Here is a 17,424-nt window from a genome sequence, read left to right as displayed (position 1 = left end):
TGATGGTATTCAATAAAAAATGCCTTAAAAATTTCTTCTCAAGGCATTGATTAATATTTCTGAAAAAAGAAAAACTATTTTTTAATAAATTTTTCTGTATATGATTTATTCTCTTTTGTCGTGATTTCAAGAATGTATGCGCCTCCTGAAAGTTGATCAACATTTAAAGTTTCAGCAGATGCGCTCTCAAGCAATTGCTGGCCCATCATGTTATAAACTGATAAACGCTCAAGTTCTAAAGATTCTAAACCTTGTATATTTAATTTATTTTCAACCGGATTTGGATAAATATTTATATCAGAAAGTTTTGAAAAATCTTGGTTTGATAAAGTCTCTACTTCAAAAGTTAGCATAGCTGAATCATTTATATCTGAGCTACAATTAGTAATGATGTAAAAGTCATATCTAGCTGGATCTAAATCATTAATTATCAGGCTATTGATGTCATTTGATAAAACTCCTTGCTTTATAATGTTATTGTCTAAAGGTTGATTTCCTTCAACCACTACAGACCAATAGTAATTTGTGAAGTTAATATCATCTGGGGCAGTCCAGCTAACAAAAACTTCTCCAGTAGATAATTGTTCTGCTTCGAGATTTGACGGTAAAGAACAATTAGGGCTATTYCTTATAATAACAGTATAATCTTCTGTTTGACCTGCTAATAAGGTACTATTACAGGCGGATGTGATAACATTGGGTGCATTTGGGTTATTTAAAGCTTCGGTGTTAGTTGCTTTAATAACTCTTAATTTTGTACTGCCTRTGATAGCATTTTCAGGAATAGTCACCTCAGTTGATAATATATTAGTAGATGTTAAATCTGTAGGATCAATTCTTCCTAAATAATAGCTTTCATCTAGGTCATCAAATGAATWGTTTTKATTATAATCAATAAACATCATTATATCACTAGGATAATCATTTGAAACTCCAGATACTGAAATTGTATAGGTTGCAGATTTTTGTAATGGAGTTGATTGAGATGTAAAGTCCTCATAAAYTAACTCACTATCTGCTGATGAATTGTTATTGATATTTTCAAAAGATACTTGGGTAATAGCCTGCCCTAAAGCACTATTTTCAAAAGTTGGAGTGCAAAAGTTATCTGCAAAATTATTTTTATAGATTGTTGTAAATACATTCATATTAGTATCAARACCATTAACTACAACATCCATATCACCGTCGTTATCAAAATCAGACCACCTCACTCGACTMATATRAGTATCTTTAAAAACGTTACTAAGATGTGGATTAGTAGAGTAGTTATTGTTGTTGTTTTGGTAAAGCTTAGCATATAACTCGTTATTTGAATCAGTTCCTGTCAAAAAGATATCAAGTTGCCCATCATTGTTAAAATCTACAAAATCTGCGGTCCCAAAATAAACTTGTTGTAACTCTATATCATCTTGTTTTGTAAAAACAGCAGTACCATCATTTTTATAAACAGCGGTAAAAGCCTCATMATCTTCATTCATGCCTGATATTAAGACATCTAAATATCCGTCGTTATCAAAATCACCTGTGCTTAAGCCTGCAAAATATACATTTGCTAAACCTGAATCTGTTTTTTCTGTAAAATTATCATTCCCGTTATTAAGATAGAGTTTAGTTTCTGGAACATAATTATAGCTGAAGCCTGAGATTAAAATATCTGTAAAACCGTCATTATTCGCATCGAAAAAAACTATATCACCATTAGTATTACCCAAAAAACTGAAATCAGATTCTGTAAATCCTCCGTTTCCGTCACCATAATAAAGTACTGTTATATAATCGTAATTATCAGTCATTCCGAAAATAACAAAATCATCAATTCCATCCTGATTTACATCTCCAACTTTTAGATTACCTGTTTCTACTCCTTGAATTGGTAATAAGTTTTCTTGAAAACTCCCATCAGCCTGTTTAGTGTATAAATAAGTATATCTTGCATTCTCATCAGTTCCTGTCAGAACAAAGTCCATTAAACCATCTTGATTAGCATCTAACACATCAGCAGAGGCGTGGCCTAAAGCCTTAATTTGATGCGCTACTTCCTGAAATTGACCATCTTGATACTCATAAAGTTTCGATAGATAATTATMATTGATATCAAAACCTACGGTAATTAAATTTTGATATTGCATCTCATCCTGACCTATCCAAAATGATGTTCCATAARCGACTCCTTCATGTGTTGAAAAGTCTTCAAAGAACTGAGCAGTCATTATTGATGTGAACATTAATGTTGCTAACAGTGTAATTTTTTCCATTATAATATTATTTTTATTTAGACTTACTCAAAACTACGGATTAATTTTAAATTAATTYATAGCCATATAACATGGTTTACATAGCCAAAAACAATGAATAAATATTGGATATTGGCAAACTTAGTTTACAGAAAATCTGAACGAGTTTTTAAGTTCCTTTTTAATTAAAAGTAAAAGTTCTTTTTTTTCAAAAAAACGTGGACTAACAAGTTTTATTGGAAGAGTGACTTTGAGTTGCTGATTAATCATTAAGTGATTAATGTAGTTTTTATCATGTTTATTTATAATTACTGAAGGTAAAATAGTCGTGCCTCCATTAATTTGAATAATTTTACGTATGGTTTCTATAGATCCATTTTGGTATGACAAATCAATGCTGAAGTCTTTGTGAGTTTCAAAACCATTGTAATTAATCTCTTTTAAAATTGATTCAAAATCATATTGTAAAATAAGTTTATGAAAGTGAAAAAAATTTACATCTTTTCTTTCCAGTTGGCAAGTATTTCCTTTTAAACTCGTGTAAGCAAAAAAAGTTTCGTCATATAATTTTGATTCATAATAACCTGATTGATCTTTAAAACTATACGTTATACAGGCATCTAAACTATTGTTATGTAATTTTTTTTGAAGTTGAATTAAATTAAGCTCAAAAATATTGAACCTAATATTTGGGTATTTATCAGCAAATAATTTAAGAAAAAACGGCAAAAAATAAGGAGCTAAACACGTCCAAACACCTAAATTAAAAGTATGATGGTATATGTCATTTTCATCTTTAGCACAATTTTCCAATTCCTTTATTTTGTGTAAAATTTCTTTTGCTATTATTAAGACCTTTTCCCCTTTTGCAGTAGGAACTATTGGAGATCTAGATCTATCAAAGATCATGATATCTAACTCTTTTTCAAGTTTTTGTAACTCACGACTTAATGTAGGTTGTGCAACACAGCATTTATCAGCAGCACGAGTAATATGCTGTTGATCTTTTATCGCTAAAATATATTTTAATTGATTGATATTCAATGTTACTTATTTAGAGTTAATATAAATAATCACAAATATAAGTTTAATTTTTGAATTAAAAATGCCTTRAMAATTTCTTCTCAAGGCATTGATTAATATTTCTGAAAAAAGAAAAAYTATTTTTTAATAAATTTTTCTGTRWATGATTTATTYTCWTTTGTCGTGATTTCAAGAATGTATGCGCCTCCTGAAAGTTGATCAACATTTAAAGTTTCAGCAGTTGTGCTTTCATAACAATGATTTTCTTCAGTCATACTGATAGTGATGTTGTTTTTCTTTAAAAGTTCCAGTAAAACTCAATTAACTTTTTCTACTAAATACTTATCCATAATTGAAAAATCAATTTCAATCAGAGGTATTCTATAATTACGGATAATGGTTCTTTGCTATTTGCAAACTCCTCTATTTAAATATTCAATCCAATAATTTAAACAAACAATCATGAATATGGTTACTATAAAAAAAACACGACCTTTGCATCGTGAAAACAACAACACTCATATTATCTTTGGTCATACTTTTTAAGCCTATAGCACCACTTATGGAATATGCGGCTTTCTATGATTATATAAAAAATGAGCTGTGTGAAAATAAGAATGAGCCAAAACTAGAATGTAATGGAAAGTGTTATTTAAAAAAAGAGTTAGCCAAAGCTTCGGAGTCTGAAAGTGATAAAGAAAAGAAACACATTTCAGCAGAGTCTAATCTTGTATTCTATGAAGAAATAGAAAAGAATTTTTACTTTCAGCCTCCTTTATTATATACCGCTAAATTAAAAACACTTACTAGCAACGGCAATTTATCCTATTCCTATCTGAATACAGATTCTATATTTCGCCCTCCAATAAAATAGTATCTAAAGGTGTTTTTTAGTCTGACAGCTACCCTAATGCTCGCTAATTTGTTTCAAAGACTAAAACCAATACTGCACTTCATCACCAGGAACAATAACATACAACTACACGGTTTTTAATGACTCAAAAACAGTGTGTAGTTTATCTGTTGATCTTTTACATGTTTTAATTCAATATTAAAATTCATTTTAAATGAAATTTCATATTCTTTTTGCAATTACAATCTTATTTGTGATTACAGTATCCTGTACACTTGAAGAAACAGATTACGAAGCTGAGATAGCTACTGAAGTCACTGATTACTACGATTTTGAAGAGGCAACTTCATTTACTAGTAATCAATATATAATTACAATTGAGGCTTTAAATGGATCTTTACATAAAGGGTACAACGAAATTAGATTGGAGATTACCAATACACAAACCAATGAGCATATAAATAACTCAGAAGTCACCTTTTTACCCATATTAACCGATGCTTCAGGCAACAATTCATCCTGTCCGCACAGCTATGAATTGGTTTACAATACAGACGAGAACTATTATTCAGGTTATGCTGTTTTTACTAATAAGAGTGGGGATATAGGAAGCTGGGAGCTGTACATTAGTTTTACAGACAATGACCAAACCTATACGGTTAATCAAAATATTTCAGTTCTAGAACAAACAAATAAAAACTTAAATATGGCATCATTTATTGGAAATGATGATGAAATGTACTTTATCGCATTAATAGCTCCTCAAAAACCAAATGTTTCAGAAAATAATTTAGTGGCAGGAGTTTATAAATACATTCAGCCCACCAATCCTGCAGGAGACTTCCCTGATCCTTCTCAGTTTTTATTTTCTAAAGTGAAGAATCACAAACTGTTGTTGGATCCAAGAATGCCTGAGCCTTCTATGGGAAATCATTCTTCTCCAAACAATCAGGATTTAATACAACTAAACGACGGTCTGTATCACGGGGTAGTAAACTATACCATGACTGGAAATTGGACCTTGAATTTCATTTTTCTGAATGAGAATGATCAAGTCATTAAAGGAACTGAGGTTCCAACAGATTTTACACCAGGAATAGAAGGAGTAAAAAGCGAACTTTATATTGATACTTTATTCTGATGCTATGAAATATATTATAACACTATTGCTTTTTTGGGGAATATGTGCAAATGGACAAAACACAAAGGCAGAAAAGGACAGTACAAAATCAGTAGAATTAGAGGAAGTAGTAATAACTGCTGCTATCAAGAAAAAGATTGAAACCGAAATGAAGATGGCAGTTTCAGTTGATGAGTTTCTAGCATCTTCTGAAGACATTAGCTTTATTAAACGTGGAGCCTACGCTTGGGAACCACTACTCAACAATATGAGCACCGAACGCTCAACAATTACCATTGATGGGATGCATATTTTTGGAGCTTGTACTGACAAAATGGATCCAGTTACTTCATACATAGAGACCAATAATATTTCCGAAATTGATATAAAATCTGGACAAGAGGGTAGTTTGCATGGGGCTACAGTTGCTGGAAGCATTGATTTAAAAAGAAAAAGTACTCCGTTTAATCTTTATAAAAAATGGAGTGGATCTTATCAAACAGGGTTTGAATTAAATAACAAACAATTTTTCAATCTAGGAAATGTTTCCTACTCAAGTGATAAATTTGTAGCAGACGCTAGTATTTCATTTCGAGAAGCGGGTAATTATTCTGATGGGAATAACAAGGAAGTAAACCACTCACAATATAATAAATTCAACACTTCGATAGGATTGGCTTACAAAACAAGCACGCTATCATCAGTTAGAGTAGAAGCCATTTTTGATCAAGCAAATGATGTTGGTTTTCCTGCTCTCCCAATGGATTTATGGCTATCAAGAGCTCTAATTACCTCGGCTTCCTACAAACAATTATTTGAAGAAGGTCTCTTCAAAGTTTGGGATACAAAAGTCTATTTCAATGCTATTGAGCACTATATGGACGACACCACCCGTCCTGAAAACCTGGTTCATATGGATATGCCAGGTTGGAGTACAACCTACGGTTTGGTGTCTAAAGCTACTTTAAAAAACGAGCGGTTTTTTTCAGAAATACAGTTGAATGCCTATAACAATCTATCCATTGCAGAAATGCGTATGTACCCACAAGATAGAAGCGAAAGAACTATGTTTGCTTACAGCTGGCCATCAGTAACAACCACTGTTGCTGGAATATCGATGAATAACACTTGGGAGCTTTCAGAAAGAAGCCAGTTAAACTTTGGTGGTTCTTTGACAATAAACTATAACCATTCAAAATATGTGGAGTTCAATTGGATTTTTCATCCGGGAACTCCTCAAGAAAAAACACGAATTCTACCAAGTTTAAACACGAGTTACCAGCTTGATATAAACAATTTTAGCTTCTCAATCGGTACAGGCTATGGCCACAGAGCTCCTTCGGTTTCTGAAGGTTACGGCTACTATATTTACAACAGTTTTGACCGTTATGATTATATAGGAAATCCAAATCTAAAAAACGAAATCTCCTATGAAGGCCATGCAAGCGCAGGTTTTAAAAATGAAAAAGCTAGTGTTCAAGCCAAAGTGAATTACTTCTATATTAAAAACTACATCATTGGTAGGGTTTTAAGTATGGGAAGCCCAATGAACTACCAATCGGTTGGTGTTAAGGGCTACACCTCTCTAGATCACTCAACCCTGTTTAACTTTTCACTCAATACAAGTTACACGCTTTTTGATGATTTACACTGGAAAGGATCGTTAACTTATGCACGAGGAAAAGATGAAAACGAGAAAAATTTACCGTTTATTCGTCCATTAAGTTACCAAACATCGTTAAATTATAACTACGAAAGATTTGGATTCCAGACTTCAGTAAATGGCGATATAGAACAAATTAACTACAGTCCAGAGTACGGAGAAGATCAAACCCCCTCTTATACCATTTGGAACCTCTCTGTAGATTATACCTTTTATATAAAAAATAAAAAAACAGTTCTTCAACTAGGGGCTCAAAATGTGTTAAACGAATATTATAGCACTTATGCCGATTGGGGAAACATCCCAAGAATGGGACGCAATATTTTCACTTCATTAAAATTTAATCTTTAACTAAAAAAATAATAATGTCTATTAATTTAATAAAAAATGAAAAAAATGAAAAATTACCTTTTACTAGCTGCTATTTCAATAGCTTTTATTTCATGTAGCAATGACGACAGTTTTCCTGTTGCAAACAACGTAACACTAGAGTTCCAAAACACCTTTGGAGAGAATACTATCGTATTAGGAGGAGAATCTTCTTCTTTAGCTTCAGTAAACACTTCAGAAGCTGGTCAAGCACACCGTTTTGCAGAATTAAAATATGTAATTAGCAATATCCGCCTAATTAAAAAAGACGGTTCTGAAATTCCTTACAATATAAACGATCTTGATAATGGAGCAACCGTTATAGACCATTCAAAACCAGAAACATTGAATTATGTTTTGAGCAACATCCCATCAGATGAATACAAGCAAATCAAATTCGGATTGGGAATTAGAAGTGACTTAAATACTTTGGATGAAGTAAGTTTTCCAGAATTCTATAATAATGCTGGAGCAAACGATACCGAAATGATGTGGGAATGGGGAACTGGTTATCGTTTTACAAAAATCGAAGGATTTTATGATACTGACAATAAAGAAATGTCTATACATACAGGAAGTACAATTGAAGATGGTGAAGGAGGTCATGTGCAAGGAGTTGATGCTTACAGAGATATCACTCTCGACCTTTCTACAAATGCTATAGTAGGAAACTCAGCACCCAAAATTACGATTAAAGCAGATTTTGATAAACTGCTAAGTGGAAACTCTTACACAATTACATTATCGTCAGGATCTGGCATGAATGACAATGCCACTCCAAATATCCACACTGCTGTGGAAATGGAGAAATTTGTAGATAATTTGGGTGGAAATAGCTCAAATGACTTTGTTGGAATGTTTTCTGTTATCAATGTAGAAAACTAAATTTATTTTTCAGAGCCGTTTTAACAGGCGGCTCTTTTTATTTCTTTTAACTTTTTTATTGAAAATGAAAAAAACAGTCTTTCTTTTAATAAGCATAATGTGTCTCGCAACATCTTGTAGCAAAGAAGACTACGAACCTGTTTTTTATAACAACCCTGAGGCTTCAATAAATATACCTATTGGGTTTCCGGAAGTGAACAACTCGTATTATACGAACATACCAACAAAATATGGAGTAGAATTAGGAAAAAAACTATTTCACGAAAAACGTCTCAGTGCAGACAATACTATTTCGTGTGCCAGCTGCCATATTCAGTCAAATGCCTTTGCAGATAATAATGCACAGGCAATCGGAATTGAAGGTAGAATTGGGCTTCGCAATACACCACCTATTCAAAATCTTGCTTTTATGAGGTTTTATAATTGGGATGGAAGCAAACTTCAATTAGAGAGTCAGCCAATAGTACCTATCATTACTCACGAGGAAATGGACTCTTCAATCATAGAAAGCATCGGAAAAATTCAAAATGATGTGTCCTACCTAGAGCTTTTTCAAAAAACATTTGGGGATGAAGAAATCACCCCTGAGAGAATTTATAACAGCATTGCTCAATATGAATACACCCTCATTTCTGCCAATAGTAAATATGATAAAGTTATGCGAAATGAAGGAGAAAGTTTTACAGAAAACGAAGCTCAAGGATATCAACTTTTTCAAGAAAAGTGTTCCAGTTGCCACAGCACAGAACTATTTACCGATCAGAGTTTTAGAAACATCGGTTTTCCAATAAATCCTGACAGTAATGAAGCCGGAAGAGCTCGAATTACTGGAATTGATGCCGACTATATGAGCTTTCGAGTGCCTTCATTAAGAAATGTAGAATACACAGCACCCTATGGCAGTTTTGGCCAATTTGAAACACTTATTGATATCCTAGACTATTTTGACGAAGGTGTTTTAGATGCAAACAATCTGGATCCTATTTTCAAAAATAATGGCAATAGAATACCACTCACCGAACAGGAAAAAGCATTTCTAATTTCGTTTATGAAAACGTTGAGTGATACAGATTTTATTGATCAATAATACAAGTGCAAACAAACGAGTGACTTAGAAATCACACTTTAAGTTAAACGTTAAAATAACTATATTGCAGCATGAAAAAGTATGCTTGGATTTTACTCCTAATCATAGCTCTTTCTTGTAAAGAAAAACAAGAGAAATTACCCGTTTTAGGCAATCCTGAAATTAAAGACGGTGAAACCGTATATCCTAAAATAAAAGATTTTTCATTTACAAATCAAGACAGCTTAATAATAACAAACAGTACCTTTGAAGGTAAAGCTTATGTAGCCGATTTTATTTTTCTGTCCTGCCCTACTATTTGTCCTATTATGCACACACACATGAAATCGGTTTATCAACATTATAAAGACAATCCCGATATCTCATTTTTATCGCACACAATAGACCCTGATAGAGATACCGTAAAGCGTTTAAAAAACTTTAGCGAGCGGCAAGAAATTGATGGCAATTGGCATTTTGTAACTGGGAATAGAGACAGTATAATGAACATTGCTATTGAAAGCTATTTCACAACCGCATATCCAGATTCAAATGAACCTGACGGTTTTGTACACGGAGGTGGATTTTTATTAATTGACAAAAACAGACATATTCGAGGTGTCTATGATGGGACAGATCCCATAGATATCGCAAGATTAATTGATGATATTAAAATATTACTGAAAGAATAAATCCATTAATGAATAAAATAATAACATATTTCCTCATCATTTTGTTTGTATTTCAAAGTACAAGCAACTTTTGGATTATGTTTTCATTTTATTTAAACAGGGATTACATCGCACAAGAGCTATGTATTAATAGATTTGATAAAATCCCTGTTTGTAAAGGTTCTTGTTATTTAAGTGAAAAATTGTCCGAAAACGAAAAAAAAGAACAAAAAAATACCAGTACTAAGAACAAAGAGGTTCAACTCTATACACAGGTAAATAACGACATAGATTTTAGAATTAAGCTTTCTACTGGTCATCATAAAGCGGTTATTTTCTCAAGAAATGACCTCATAATCTTCACATTTGTACAATCCATTTTCCATCCCCCAAAAAAGCTGGTTAATTTAATTTAGTTTTTCTAATTTTTAATTAATCATAATCATGCAAACAGAACATATTCCTGTATGCAACATGGATTTATTTGATGAAAACTTAAAGCATTTTTGGATAAGCGACTTAAATGGATTGTTGCCTAAATTTCCTTTTTTAGAATATCCTCATACTCATAATTTTTATACCATATTATTTATTGAACAAGCTCAAGGAGAAATAAATATAGACAACAAAAGAATTCTGGTTAATGAGGCTAAAGTTATCATAATTAAACCACATTGCATAAATACGATTAACATAAACAATAAAGCAAATGGAATGATAATATGCTTCCATGAAGCTTTTTTTTCATTAAGATTCAATAACAATATTTTAAATCTATTTACTTTTTTAAACCTGGAATCTAAACCTTTTATTCGCATTTCAGAAAACCAATTGAACAGACTAAAGATTTTCTTGAATCTTCTAAAAGAAGAATATATACTCCAAAAAACAGAAGCAAAAAAAGTAATAAGATCCTATTTAAATATCTTATTATTTGAATTGGAACGCATCTACAAGCCTGTCGGAACTATTAATTACAAAACGCCAAGACAACATAAAGTACAAAGTTTTGAAAAATTGATAGGGCTACATTTTATTTCTAAAAAATTACCTTCAGATTATGCCGAATTACTTAATATAAGTCCTAATTACCTCAATAAACTATGCAAAGAGACAACAGGCATGACGGCTGGAGATTTAATTAGAAAACGTATAACCATAGAAGCTCAAAGGCTTATTCTATATACTCATAATTCTATTAATGAGATAGCTGATAAACTTGGGTTTGAAAACACATCCTATTTTATAACTTTTTTTAAAAAACAAACTGGTAATAGTCCAGAACAATTTAGAAAACTTGAAAAATAATAAATTAAAAATCATGAAAGCAAACACTATTTTACTTTTGGTTATGATGAGCTGTACCTACGGTTTTGCATAACTCTTACAGGAACCCTTAACCTATGCTTGAGATGCTCTTGGACCTTAGGGTCTACATTTAATAAGCACCATAATTTAAATACAAGGGAAAACTATATAGTTTTTGCTCAACAATATGCAAGGAACAATTCAAGAAAGACCCTGAACATTTTTTGCCAAAAATTGAGCACACTATTAAAAATTAAAATTTTAATACTAAAAACTAAAATTAAGAGTCATAAATATTGAAATCAATAACCGTTTTCCCTAACAAAGCAGGAACTATAATCTAAACTTCCTGCTTTATTATTTTTAGAAATATCATTGATCTTAATGAAACTTTGCATAAAAATTCTAAAGACTATGGATTTTCCAATGTTTCATCTCGATTGGCTTAACGACCGCTTTTTAATAGCGGTTATTGCCATACTGCACGTGTTTATTAACCATGGTTTGGCAGTAGGCTTTATCCCATACATCACTTGGCTAGAACAAAAAGGTGTTACAAATGCAAGCAAAGATCAAATAACCGATCTAAACTGGGATAACCTTATCTATAAAAAAATGAAGGTTGCCTTTATCATCACAACCACCATTGGTGCTATGACGGGCGTTGGAATTTGGTTTTCGGTTGCTTTGGTAAGCCCTTCTTCTATAGGGAGCTTAATTAGAGTATTTTATTGGGCTTGGTTTACAGAGTGGTTGGTTTTTGTTACAGAAGTTATTCTTATTTTGATTTATTTCCTCACTTGGAAAAACTCAAATACGTCACTCAAAGCTAAAGTCCGTCATATAAAATTCGGATGGTTTCTATCCATTTTTTCGTGGATTACGATGGCTATAATCGTGGCCATTCTTGGTTTTATGATGGATCCAGGAAACTGGAATAATGAACAGACTTTATTAAATGGTTTTACGAATCCTATCTATTTCCCGCAATTACTATTTAGAACACCGACAGCGATGTTAATTGGAGGTGTATTTGGGATGTTACTCACTACCATTTTCACAAAGAAAGGATGTGACATAAGAGCAAAAGCCGTTAAATATGCAAGTAAATGGATTTTGGTTTGGACACCGCTAGTTATTATTGGCGCTGTTTTTTATTGGAGTGTGATGCCAAGTGCCATGAAAGATAATATGAGTACGGCCGTAGGTAGTATGGAATTTGCCCAATATTATGATCTATTAAAATACTTTATTATTGGAACAGCTTCATTATCTGTACTTCTTGCTCTGTTTGCTTTAATGAAACCTAAAAAAATAAATTTTGCTTTTGTTATTGTTCCTTGCGTTTTAGCCTTTGGTTTTTTGGGGATTTTTGAAAGAGTACGTGAATTTGTCCGTAAACCCTATGTGATTGGAAATTATATGTATTCTAACCTTTTAAGAGAAGAAGATTACCCATTGTATAAAAGAGATGGCATCTTAAAACATGCCACATATACCGCCATAACAGAAATTACGGAAGAAAATAAAATTGAAGCCGGTAGAGATGTTTTTATGAACTTATGTAGTCGTTGTCATACCGTTAACCCGCAAGGTGTCAATTCAATTACTTATGTTTTTGAGCGTATGTATGGTTTTGGTAAACCTTTAGATAAAAATTCAATGGCTGCGTACATTCCGAATATGCATAATGGAAGAACTTACATGCCACCCTTTGCTGGAAATAAAAAAGAGTTGGATGCTCTGGTTGCTTACATCAAACAAGTCCAACAAACGGGAGAAAGTCTAGAAGGCGTACAAACTTCTGGAGTAAAAATAAACCCTTTAAACAGTGTAAAATCGGTTACTGAAAAACTCGAAGAGAATAAAGATTATTCTGAAGATTAATCAACATAATATTAAAATAAATGAAATTACTTCAAGTAAATACCCCTGTTCCTAAAGATATTCCTCTTGATCTCCCCTTACCAGAATGGTTATTGGTTATTTTATTGGTAGTATCATTTTTACTACATATTATTTTCATTAATTTAATGGTTGGCGGAAGTATAATAACACTTTGGGCTCAAATTAAAGGGTTAAAAAATAAAGAATATGATATTTTTGCCCACGAAATAGCCAAAACTATCACCGTAAATAAAAGTATTGCAGTGGTACTTGGGGTAGCACCTCTTTTAAGCATCAACACTCTTTATACCATCTATTTTTATTCGGCAAATGCTTTAACAGGTTTTGTATGGATTATGATTATACCATTGGTTACAATTGCATTTTTGCTTACTTATTTACACAAATACACTTGGAAGAATTTAGAAAAGAACAAACACATCCACATTGCTATAATGGGTTTGGCAGTTGCCATTTTTCTATTTATTCCCCTAATCTTTTTAACCAATGTAAACTTGATGATGTTTCCTGAAAAATGGGGGACTGTTAAAGGTTTTGTGAGTGCTTTAGTATTGCCCAATGTACTTCCTAGATATTTTGAATTTTTAGGAGCTTGTATTGCTGTTACTGGAGTTTTTATTACGTGGTACAACAACCGAAAAACTTATCCAATAGATAAAATTTACAGTTCCTTTACAAGATACCATATTAAAAAAATAGGTTATTCTATAGCAACCGTAGGGTTAGCGCTTCAAATCTTTTTTGGTATTATTGTATTATTTACCCTTCCTTCAAAAGGCTTAGGATATGGTGTTATCAGTATAATGGCTATAGCGGGACTGTTCCTTGCTTATGCCTTGTGGTATTGCTATCAATCTATCATATGCCCTAAAGAAGACATTGATTTACACTTTAAAAAGATAGCCGTATCAATATTAATATTTATGGTATTTTATGGAGGTAGTAGACAAATGTATAGACATACTGCACTGGAAAAACATCAAGAATTAGTCACTGCCCATACCGCTGAATTTCAAAAATTAAGCAAAGAGGCAAGGGAAAACCCTGTAGAAGAAACCTCTGATTTAGAAATTGATGAATCGCTAGGAGAAATAGCCAAAGGATCGGCCGTTTTTAATCAATATTGTGCTGCTTGCCATAGAACCACCGAAAAATTAGTAGGTCCACCAATCACAGAAATGGCATCTATTTATGCTACTGATGAAGCAGGTTTAAAAAATTGGATAAAAACACCAGGTAAAAAGCGAGCGGATTACCCTCAAATGCCAGGATTTTCACAATTAACTGATGATGAATTAAAAGAGCTTGCAAAATATATTTTAACCTTTAAATAATTTAATTGTATGACAACTTTCTTGATTTTCACAATACTTGTAATGACTACCTATATCATTAAAGTCTTAATTAAGATAAATAGTCTAGTATTATTTGTAATAAAAAATAAAACCGTAAATGAAGTACCCAACGAATTGGATAAAAACTATCAGTTTATAAAAGGTCTATATTAAATAAAGTCTATTTAACCAGTTGTGCATTTTAAATATTGCTCATTTTTATGTTATTGATGTTTCAAAACCAAAACAAGTTTTTGATTATCAGAAAAATGGATAACTTTTTTTAAAAAAACATAATGCTCAACGAGTTTAAAAAGCCAGATTACTTTTTAATAAAGCAATCTGGCAAACATAAAAAATCAGGCATTCACTCATTAATTTTTTGATCACTATTCAAATGAAGTTCACTTTGAACTGGATTTGGATACATAGATACTTCAATTTGTTCAAAATTATGATTTGATAATGTTTCTACTTCAAAAGTTAGCATAACTGAATCATTTATATCTGAACTACAATCAGTGATGATGTAAAAATCGTATCTTCTAGACTCTAAATCATTAATAAGTACATTGTTGTTCCCTATTGGTAAACTGCCTTGTTTAATGATGTTGTTATCTGATAATTGATAGCCTTTAAATTTATTAAAAAATAATTTTTATCTTTTAATAAATTTTTCTGTGAATGATTTATTTTCTTTTGTCGTGATTTCAAGAATGTATGCGCCTCCTGAAAGTTGATCAACATTTAAAGTTTCAGCAGTTGTGCTCTCAAGCAATTGCTGTCCCATCATGTTGTAAATCGATAAACGTTCTAATTCAAAAGATTCTAAACCTTGAATGTTTAATTCATTTTTGACAGGATTTGGGTAAATACTTAAATCGGCTAACTCAGAAAAATCCTTGTTTGATAAAGTGCCATTTGCATAAACAAAATTATCATAATAAGCATCGCCACCGTAGTTGTTATGCAACATATTAAAACCTTCAATATTTTCTGAAGTAAAGTTATCTCCCGTATAAATCAAGACATCATCCATATAATATTTAATCTCTGCTGCACTAACCTCTATTTTAATGCTGTACCAAGTATTTGGAATCCATGATGCACCATCAATATAATCTGAGCCATAAGTAATATCAGAAATAACATATACTTGCCCCTGATTTTCCATAGCAAAACCTGCTACTGGCACAAAATCTTCATCAGCATCAATACCATAAAGCGTCAACTCAAAGTCGGCACCCAGTGTTTCTGTCACCATAACATCATAAGAAAATACAAAATCTTCGTAAGATTTTGGTGTGTCAAATGTTTTAGCAGCGCCAAAAATTGGTAGCCATTGCCAATCATAACTTGGCTCAAAAGCATTTTTAAAAGAAAAACTGCCGTCTGAAGCTTCTTCATCTGTCACAACTTGGTTTTGAAGAAAGTTACCATCGCTGTCTACTGTTACTTCCCATCCGTTTTGGGTGTTTAAAGTTGCTAATTGGTAACCTTCACTGGCTTCAAAAGAAATCGTTTCTTGTGCAGAGACAAAACCAAAAAACAAAATCATCAATCCTAATGCGTAATTTTTTATCATTATTTAAATTTTAAAATGATTTGACAATATATCAAATACTTGCAAAGTGTCCGCTTTTCCAATAAACATTAACAATAAAAAGACCACTCCTTTTCAGAAGCGGTCTTTCCAAAAACACAAATTTATAGATTTGAAATCTACTACTGAACAATCAACTTTTTAGTTTGTTGTGTATTGTTTGTTATTATTTGAACAATATATGTGCCACTACTTAAATCTGAAACATCAAGCTTTGTTTGAGCAAATTGAGAAGACACACCTATTTTTTTACTTACCATCAATTGACCTGTTAAGTTGTAAACCTTTACTTCATAATCAGAAGCTTTTGCGTTATCAAACACTAATTCAACTAGACCGTCACGCGTCGGATTTGGATATAACCCAAAGCTAAAACTATTTTCAATTTTCTCTAAGCCTAAAGTTGTTGTGACGTCTTCTGTTGTAAAATCAATATTACCGGTTGAGCTTCCTTCAAAACTTGTAAAGACAAGACGATAAATTGTTTCATCGGCATATTTGACATAAAAAGCTTTGTCAGAATTGACTGTATAACCAGAACCGCCAAAACTCTTCCAATCATATCCAATTGTATTGATCTCTTCACTATAAGTTAAATCTACTGAATTATTTTGGCCATTTGGCTCGTCGCGTTCAGCAACCATCAAGTTAGGATTTTGCAAAACTCCTGTTACCGTATATGGCATCGGCCCTTCACTACTTGGGTATTCAGTTGTAAACTTTGTAAAAGTTAAGTCCCACTGATCTTGTGCTGGAGCAATACTCACAGCTGCATTCGTTTCTAAATTATAATAATTAAAGAAGTTGTTCGGATTTTCAGTGTTATCTAAAGTTACTATTTCATCTGCACTCCAAGTTGCATTTGTGTCGTCCCACGTACTATATTTAAAAGTGTAAGCTCCATAAAAGTTTTCAATAAAGAATTTTCTGAAAGTTCCATCTGCATATTTCAATACAAAAATGATACTTCCTGTCACCTGATGGTTAGCTGAATTATACTCACCCCAACCATAAGTAGCTGATCCCTGCATAAATGCACCATCTGCCCAACTCACTTCTGAGTTGTAAAGAATACTCCATTGGCTTTCATTACTTACATCAATATTACTCCAATCTGAGGCCTGATTCGAAGCTTCATAAACTTCTATGCCTTTTGCGTCGTTTACACGAATTCCCATATCATAAGAACTTGTTCTTAAAAAAGCAAGATCCCAAGCATCTATCGATAAACTTGATTGTTGATCTGTACTGATTTTATAAAAAACCTGATTTGCATAACTTGCGCCCATACTAACTGTTTTCGTCGCTTCTTGTGCCTGAACCTGAATTGCCACCATAAAAATGACAACAAAATGTAATAAATGTTTCATTGTAAAAATTGTTT

Annotated in this window: 14 protein-coding genes and 1 pseudogene; 10 read left to right on the top strand and 5 right to left on the bottom strand. The window is 32.2% G+C overall.

Going from position 1 to position 17,424, the window contains the following annotated elements; all coding sequences use genetic code 11:
- Positions 1 to 74: 74 nt before the first annotated feature.
- The 3 genes from CAP47_RS01890 to CAP47_RS12625 all read right to left on the bottom strand — a co-directional run bounded on the left by CAP47_RS01890 (position 75) and on the right by CAP47_RS12625 (position 3,535).
- Complete coding sequence (locus tag CAP47_RS01890; protein ID WP_100775141.1) at positions 75 to 2,258, bottom strand: FG-GAP-like repeat-containing protein; 2,184 nt, start codon at positions 2,256 to 2,258, stop codon at positions 75 to 77.
- A 120-nt stretch (positions 2,259 to 2,378) separates the two neighbouring features.
- On the bottom strand, positions 2,379 to 3,281 hold the full coding sequence (locus CAP47_RS01885) for a LysR family transcriptional regulator (RefSeq protein WP_093244352.1): 903 nt from the start codon (positions 3,279 to 3,281) through the stop codon (positions 2,379 to 2,381).
- A gap of 116 nt (positions 3,282 to 3,397) precedes the next feature.
- On the bottom strand, positions 3,398 to 3,535 hold the full coding sequence (locus CAP47_RS12625; protein ID WP_153043471.1) for a T9SS type A sorting domain-containing protein: 138 nt from the start codon (positions 3,533 to 3,535) through the stop codon (positions 3,398 to 3,400).
- 227 nt (positions 3,536 to 3,762) lie between these two features.
- On the opposite strand from CAP47_RS12625, the gene CAP47_RS01880 reads away from it, so the two are divergent.
- The 10 genes and pseudogenes from CAP47_RS01880 (at position 3,763) to CAP47_RS01830 (ending at position 14,437) form a co-directional block, all read left to right on the top strand.
- A complete protein-coding gene (locus CAP47_RS01880; protein ID WP_238140930.1) occupies positions 3,763 to 4,134 on the top strand; it encodes a hypothetical protein in 372 nt (123 codons plus the stop codon).
- 193 nt (positions 4,135 to 4,327) lie between these two features.
- On the top strand, positions 4,328 to 5,254 hold the full coding sequence (locus tag CAP47_RS01875; RefSeq protein WP_093244350.1) for a hypothetical protein: 927 nt from the start codon (positions 4,328 to 4,330) through the stop codon (positions 5,252 to 5,254).
- A 4-nt stretch (positions 5,255 to 5,258) separates the two neighbouring features.
- Positions 5,259 to 7,247 (top strand): TonB-dependent receptor plug domain-containing protein, encoded by a 1,989-nt coding sequence (locus CAP47_RS01870; RefSeq protein WP_100775148.1) that lies wholly within the window; start codon positions 5,259 to 5,261, stop codon positions 7,245 to 7,247.
- Between the two features lie 45 nt (positions 7,248 to 7,292).
- The gene (locus CAP47_RS01865; protein WP_234953124.1) at positions 7,293 to 8,150 is read left to right on the top strand and encodes an MbnP family protein; all 858 of its coding nucleotides are present in this window, start codon (positions 7,293 to 7,295) and stop codon (positions 8,148 to 8,150) included.
- A 64-nt stretch (positions 8,151 to 8,214) separates the two neighbouring features.
- The gene (locus CAP47_RS01860; RefSeq protein ID WP_093244348.1) at positions 8,215 to 9,237 is read left to right on the top strand and encodes a cytochrome-c peroxidase; all 1,023 of its coding nucleotides are present in this window, start codon (positions 8,215 to 8,217) and stop codon (positions 9,235 to 9,237) included.
- A 71-nt stretch (positions 9,238 to 9,308) separates the two neighbouring features.
- Positions 9,309 to 9,908 carry an SCO family protein gene (locus CAP47_RS01855; protein WP_093244347.1) on the top strand — a complete coding sequence of 200 codons (600 nt, stop codon included), beginning with the start codon at positions 9,309 to 9,311 and terminating at the stop codon, positions 9,906 to 9,908.
- 423 nt (positions 9,909 to 10,331) lie between these two features.
- Entirely contained in the window at positions 10,332 to 11,195 is an 864-nt protein-coding gene (locus CAP47_RS01845; RefSeq protein WP_093244345.1) for an AraC family transcriptional regulator, read from the top strand.
- Positions 11,196 to 11,356: 161 nt separating this feature from the next.
- Positions 11,357 to 11,452: pseudogene (locus CAP47_RS12620) on the top strand (hypothetical protein); the annotation flags it as partial.
- Between the two features lie 157 nt (positions 11,453 to 11,609).
- The gene (locus tag CAP47_RS01835) at positions 11,610 to 13,082 is read left to right on the top strand and encodes a c-type cytochrome (protein ID WP_093244344.1); all 1,473 of its coding nucleotides are present in this window, start codon (positions 11,610 to 11,612) and stop codon (positions 13,080 to 13,082) included.
- A 20-nt stretch (positions 13,083 to 13,102) separates the two neighbouring features.
- Positions 13,103 to 14,437 carry a cytochrome c gene (locus tag CAP47_RS01830; protein ID WP_100775140.1) on the top strand — a complete coding sequence of 445 codons (1,335 nt, stop codon included), beginning with the start codon at positions 13,103 to 13,105 and terminating at the stop codon, positions 14,435 to 14,437.
- 658 nt (positions 14,438 to 15,095) lie between these two features.
- On the opposite strand, the gene CAP47_RS01825 is transcribed toward CAP47_RS01830, so the two are convergent.
- Together CAP47_RS01825 and CAP47_RS01820 are read right to left on the bottom strand one after the other, a co-directional pair.
- Complete coding sequence (locus tag CAP47_RS01825; protein WP_093244342.1) at positions 15,096 to 16,022, bottom strand: T9SS type A sorting domain-containing protein; 927 nt, start codon at positions 16,020 to 16,022, stop codon at positions 15,096 to 15,098.
- Positions 16,023 to 16,162: 140 nt separating this feature from the next.
- A complete protein-coding gene (locus tag CAP47_RS01820; protein WP_093244341.1) occupies positions 16,163 to 17,410 on the bottom strand; it encodes a T9SS type A sorting domain-containing protein in 1,248 nt (415 codons plus the stop codon).
- Between the last annotated feature and the right edge of the window lie 14 nt (positions 17,411 to 17,424).

The sequence above is a fragment of the Psychroflexus sp. S27 genome, from assembly GCF_002810405.1.
Taxonomy (GTDB): domain Bacteria; phylum Bacteroidota; class Bacteroidia; order Flavobacteriales; family Flavobacteriaceae; genus Psychroflexus; species Psychroflexus halocasei_A.
Note: the sequence above shows the minus strand (reverse complement) of the source record. Positions and strands in the feature narration are given on the sequence as shown.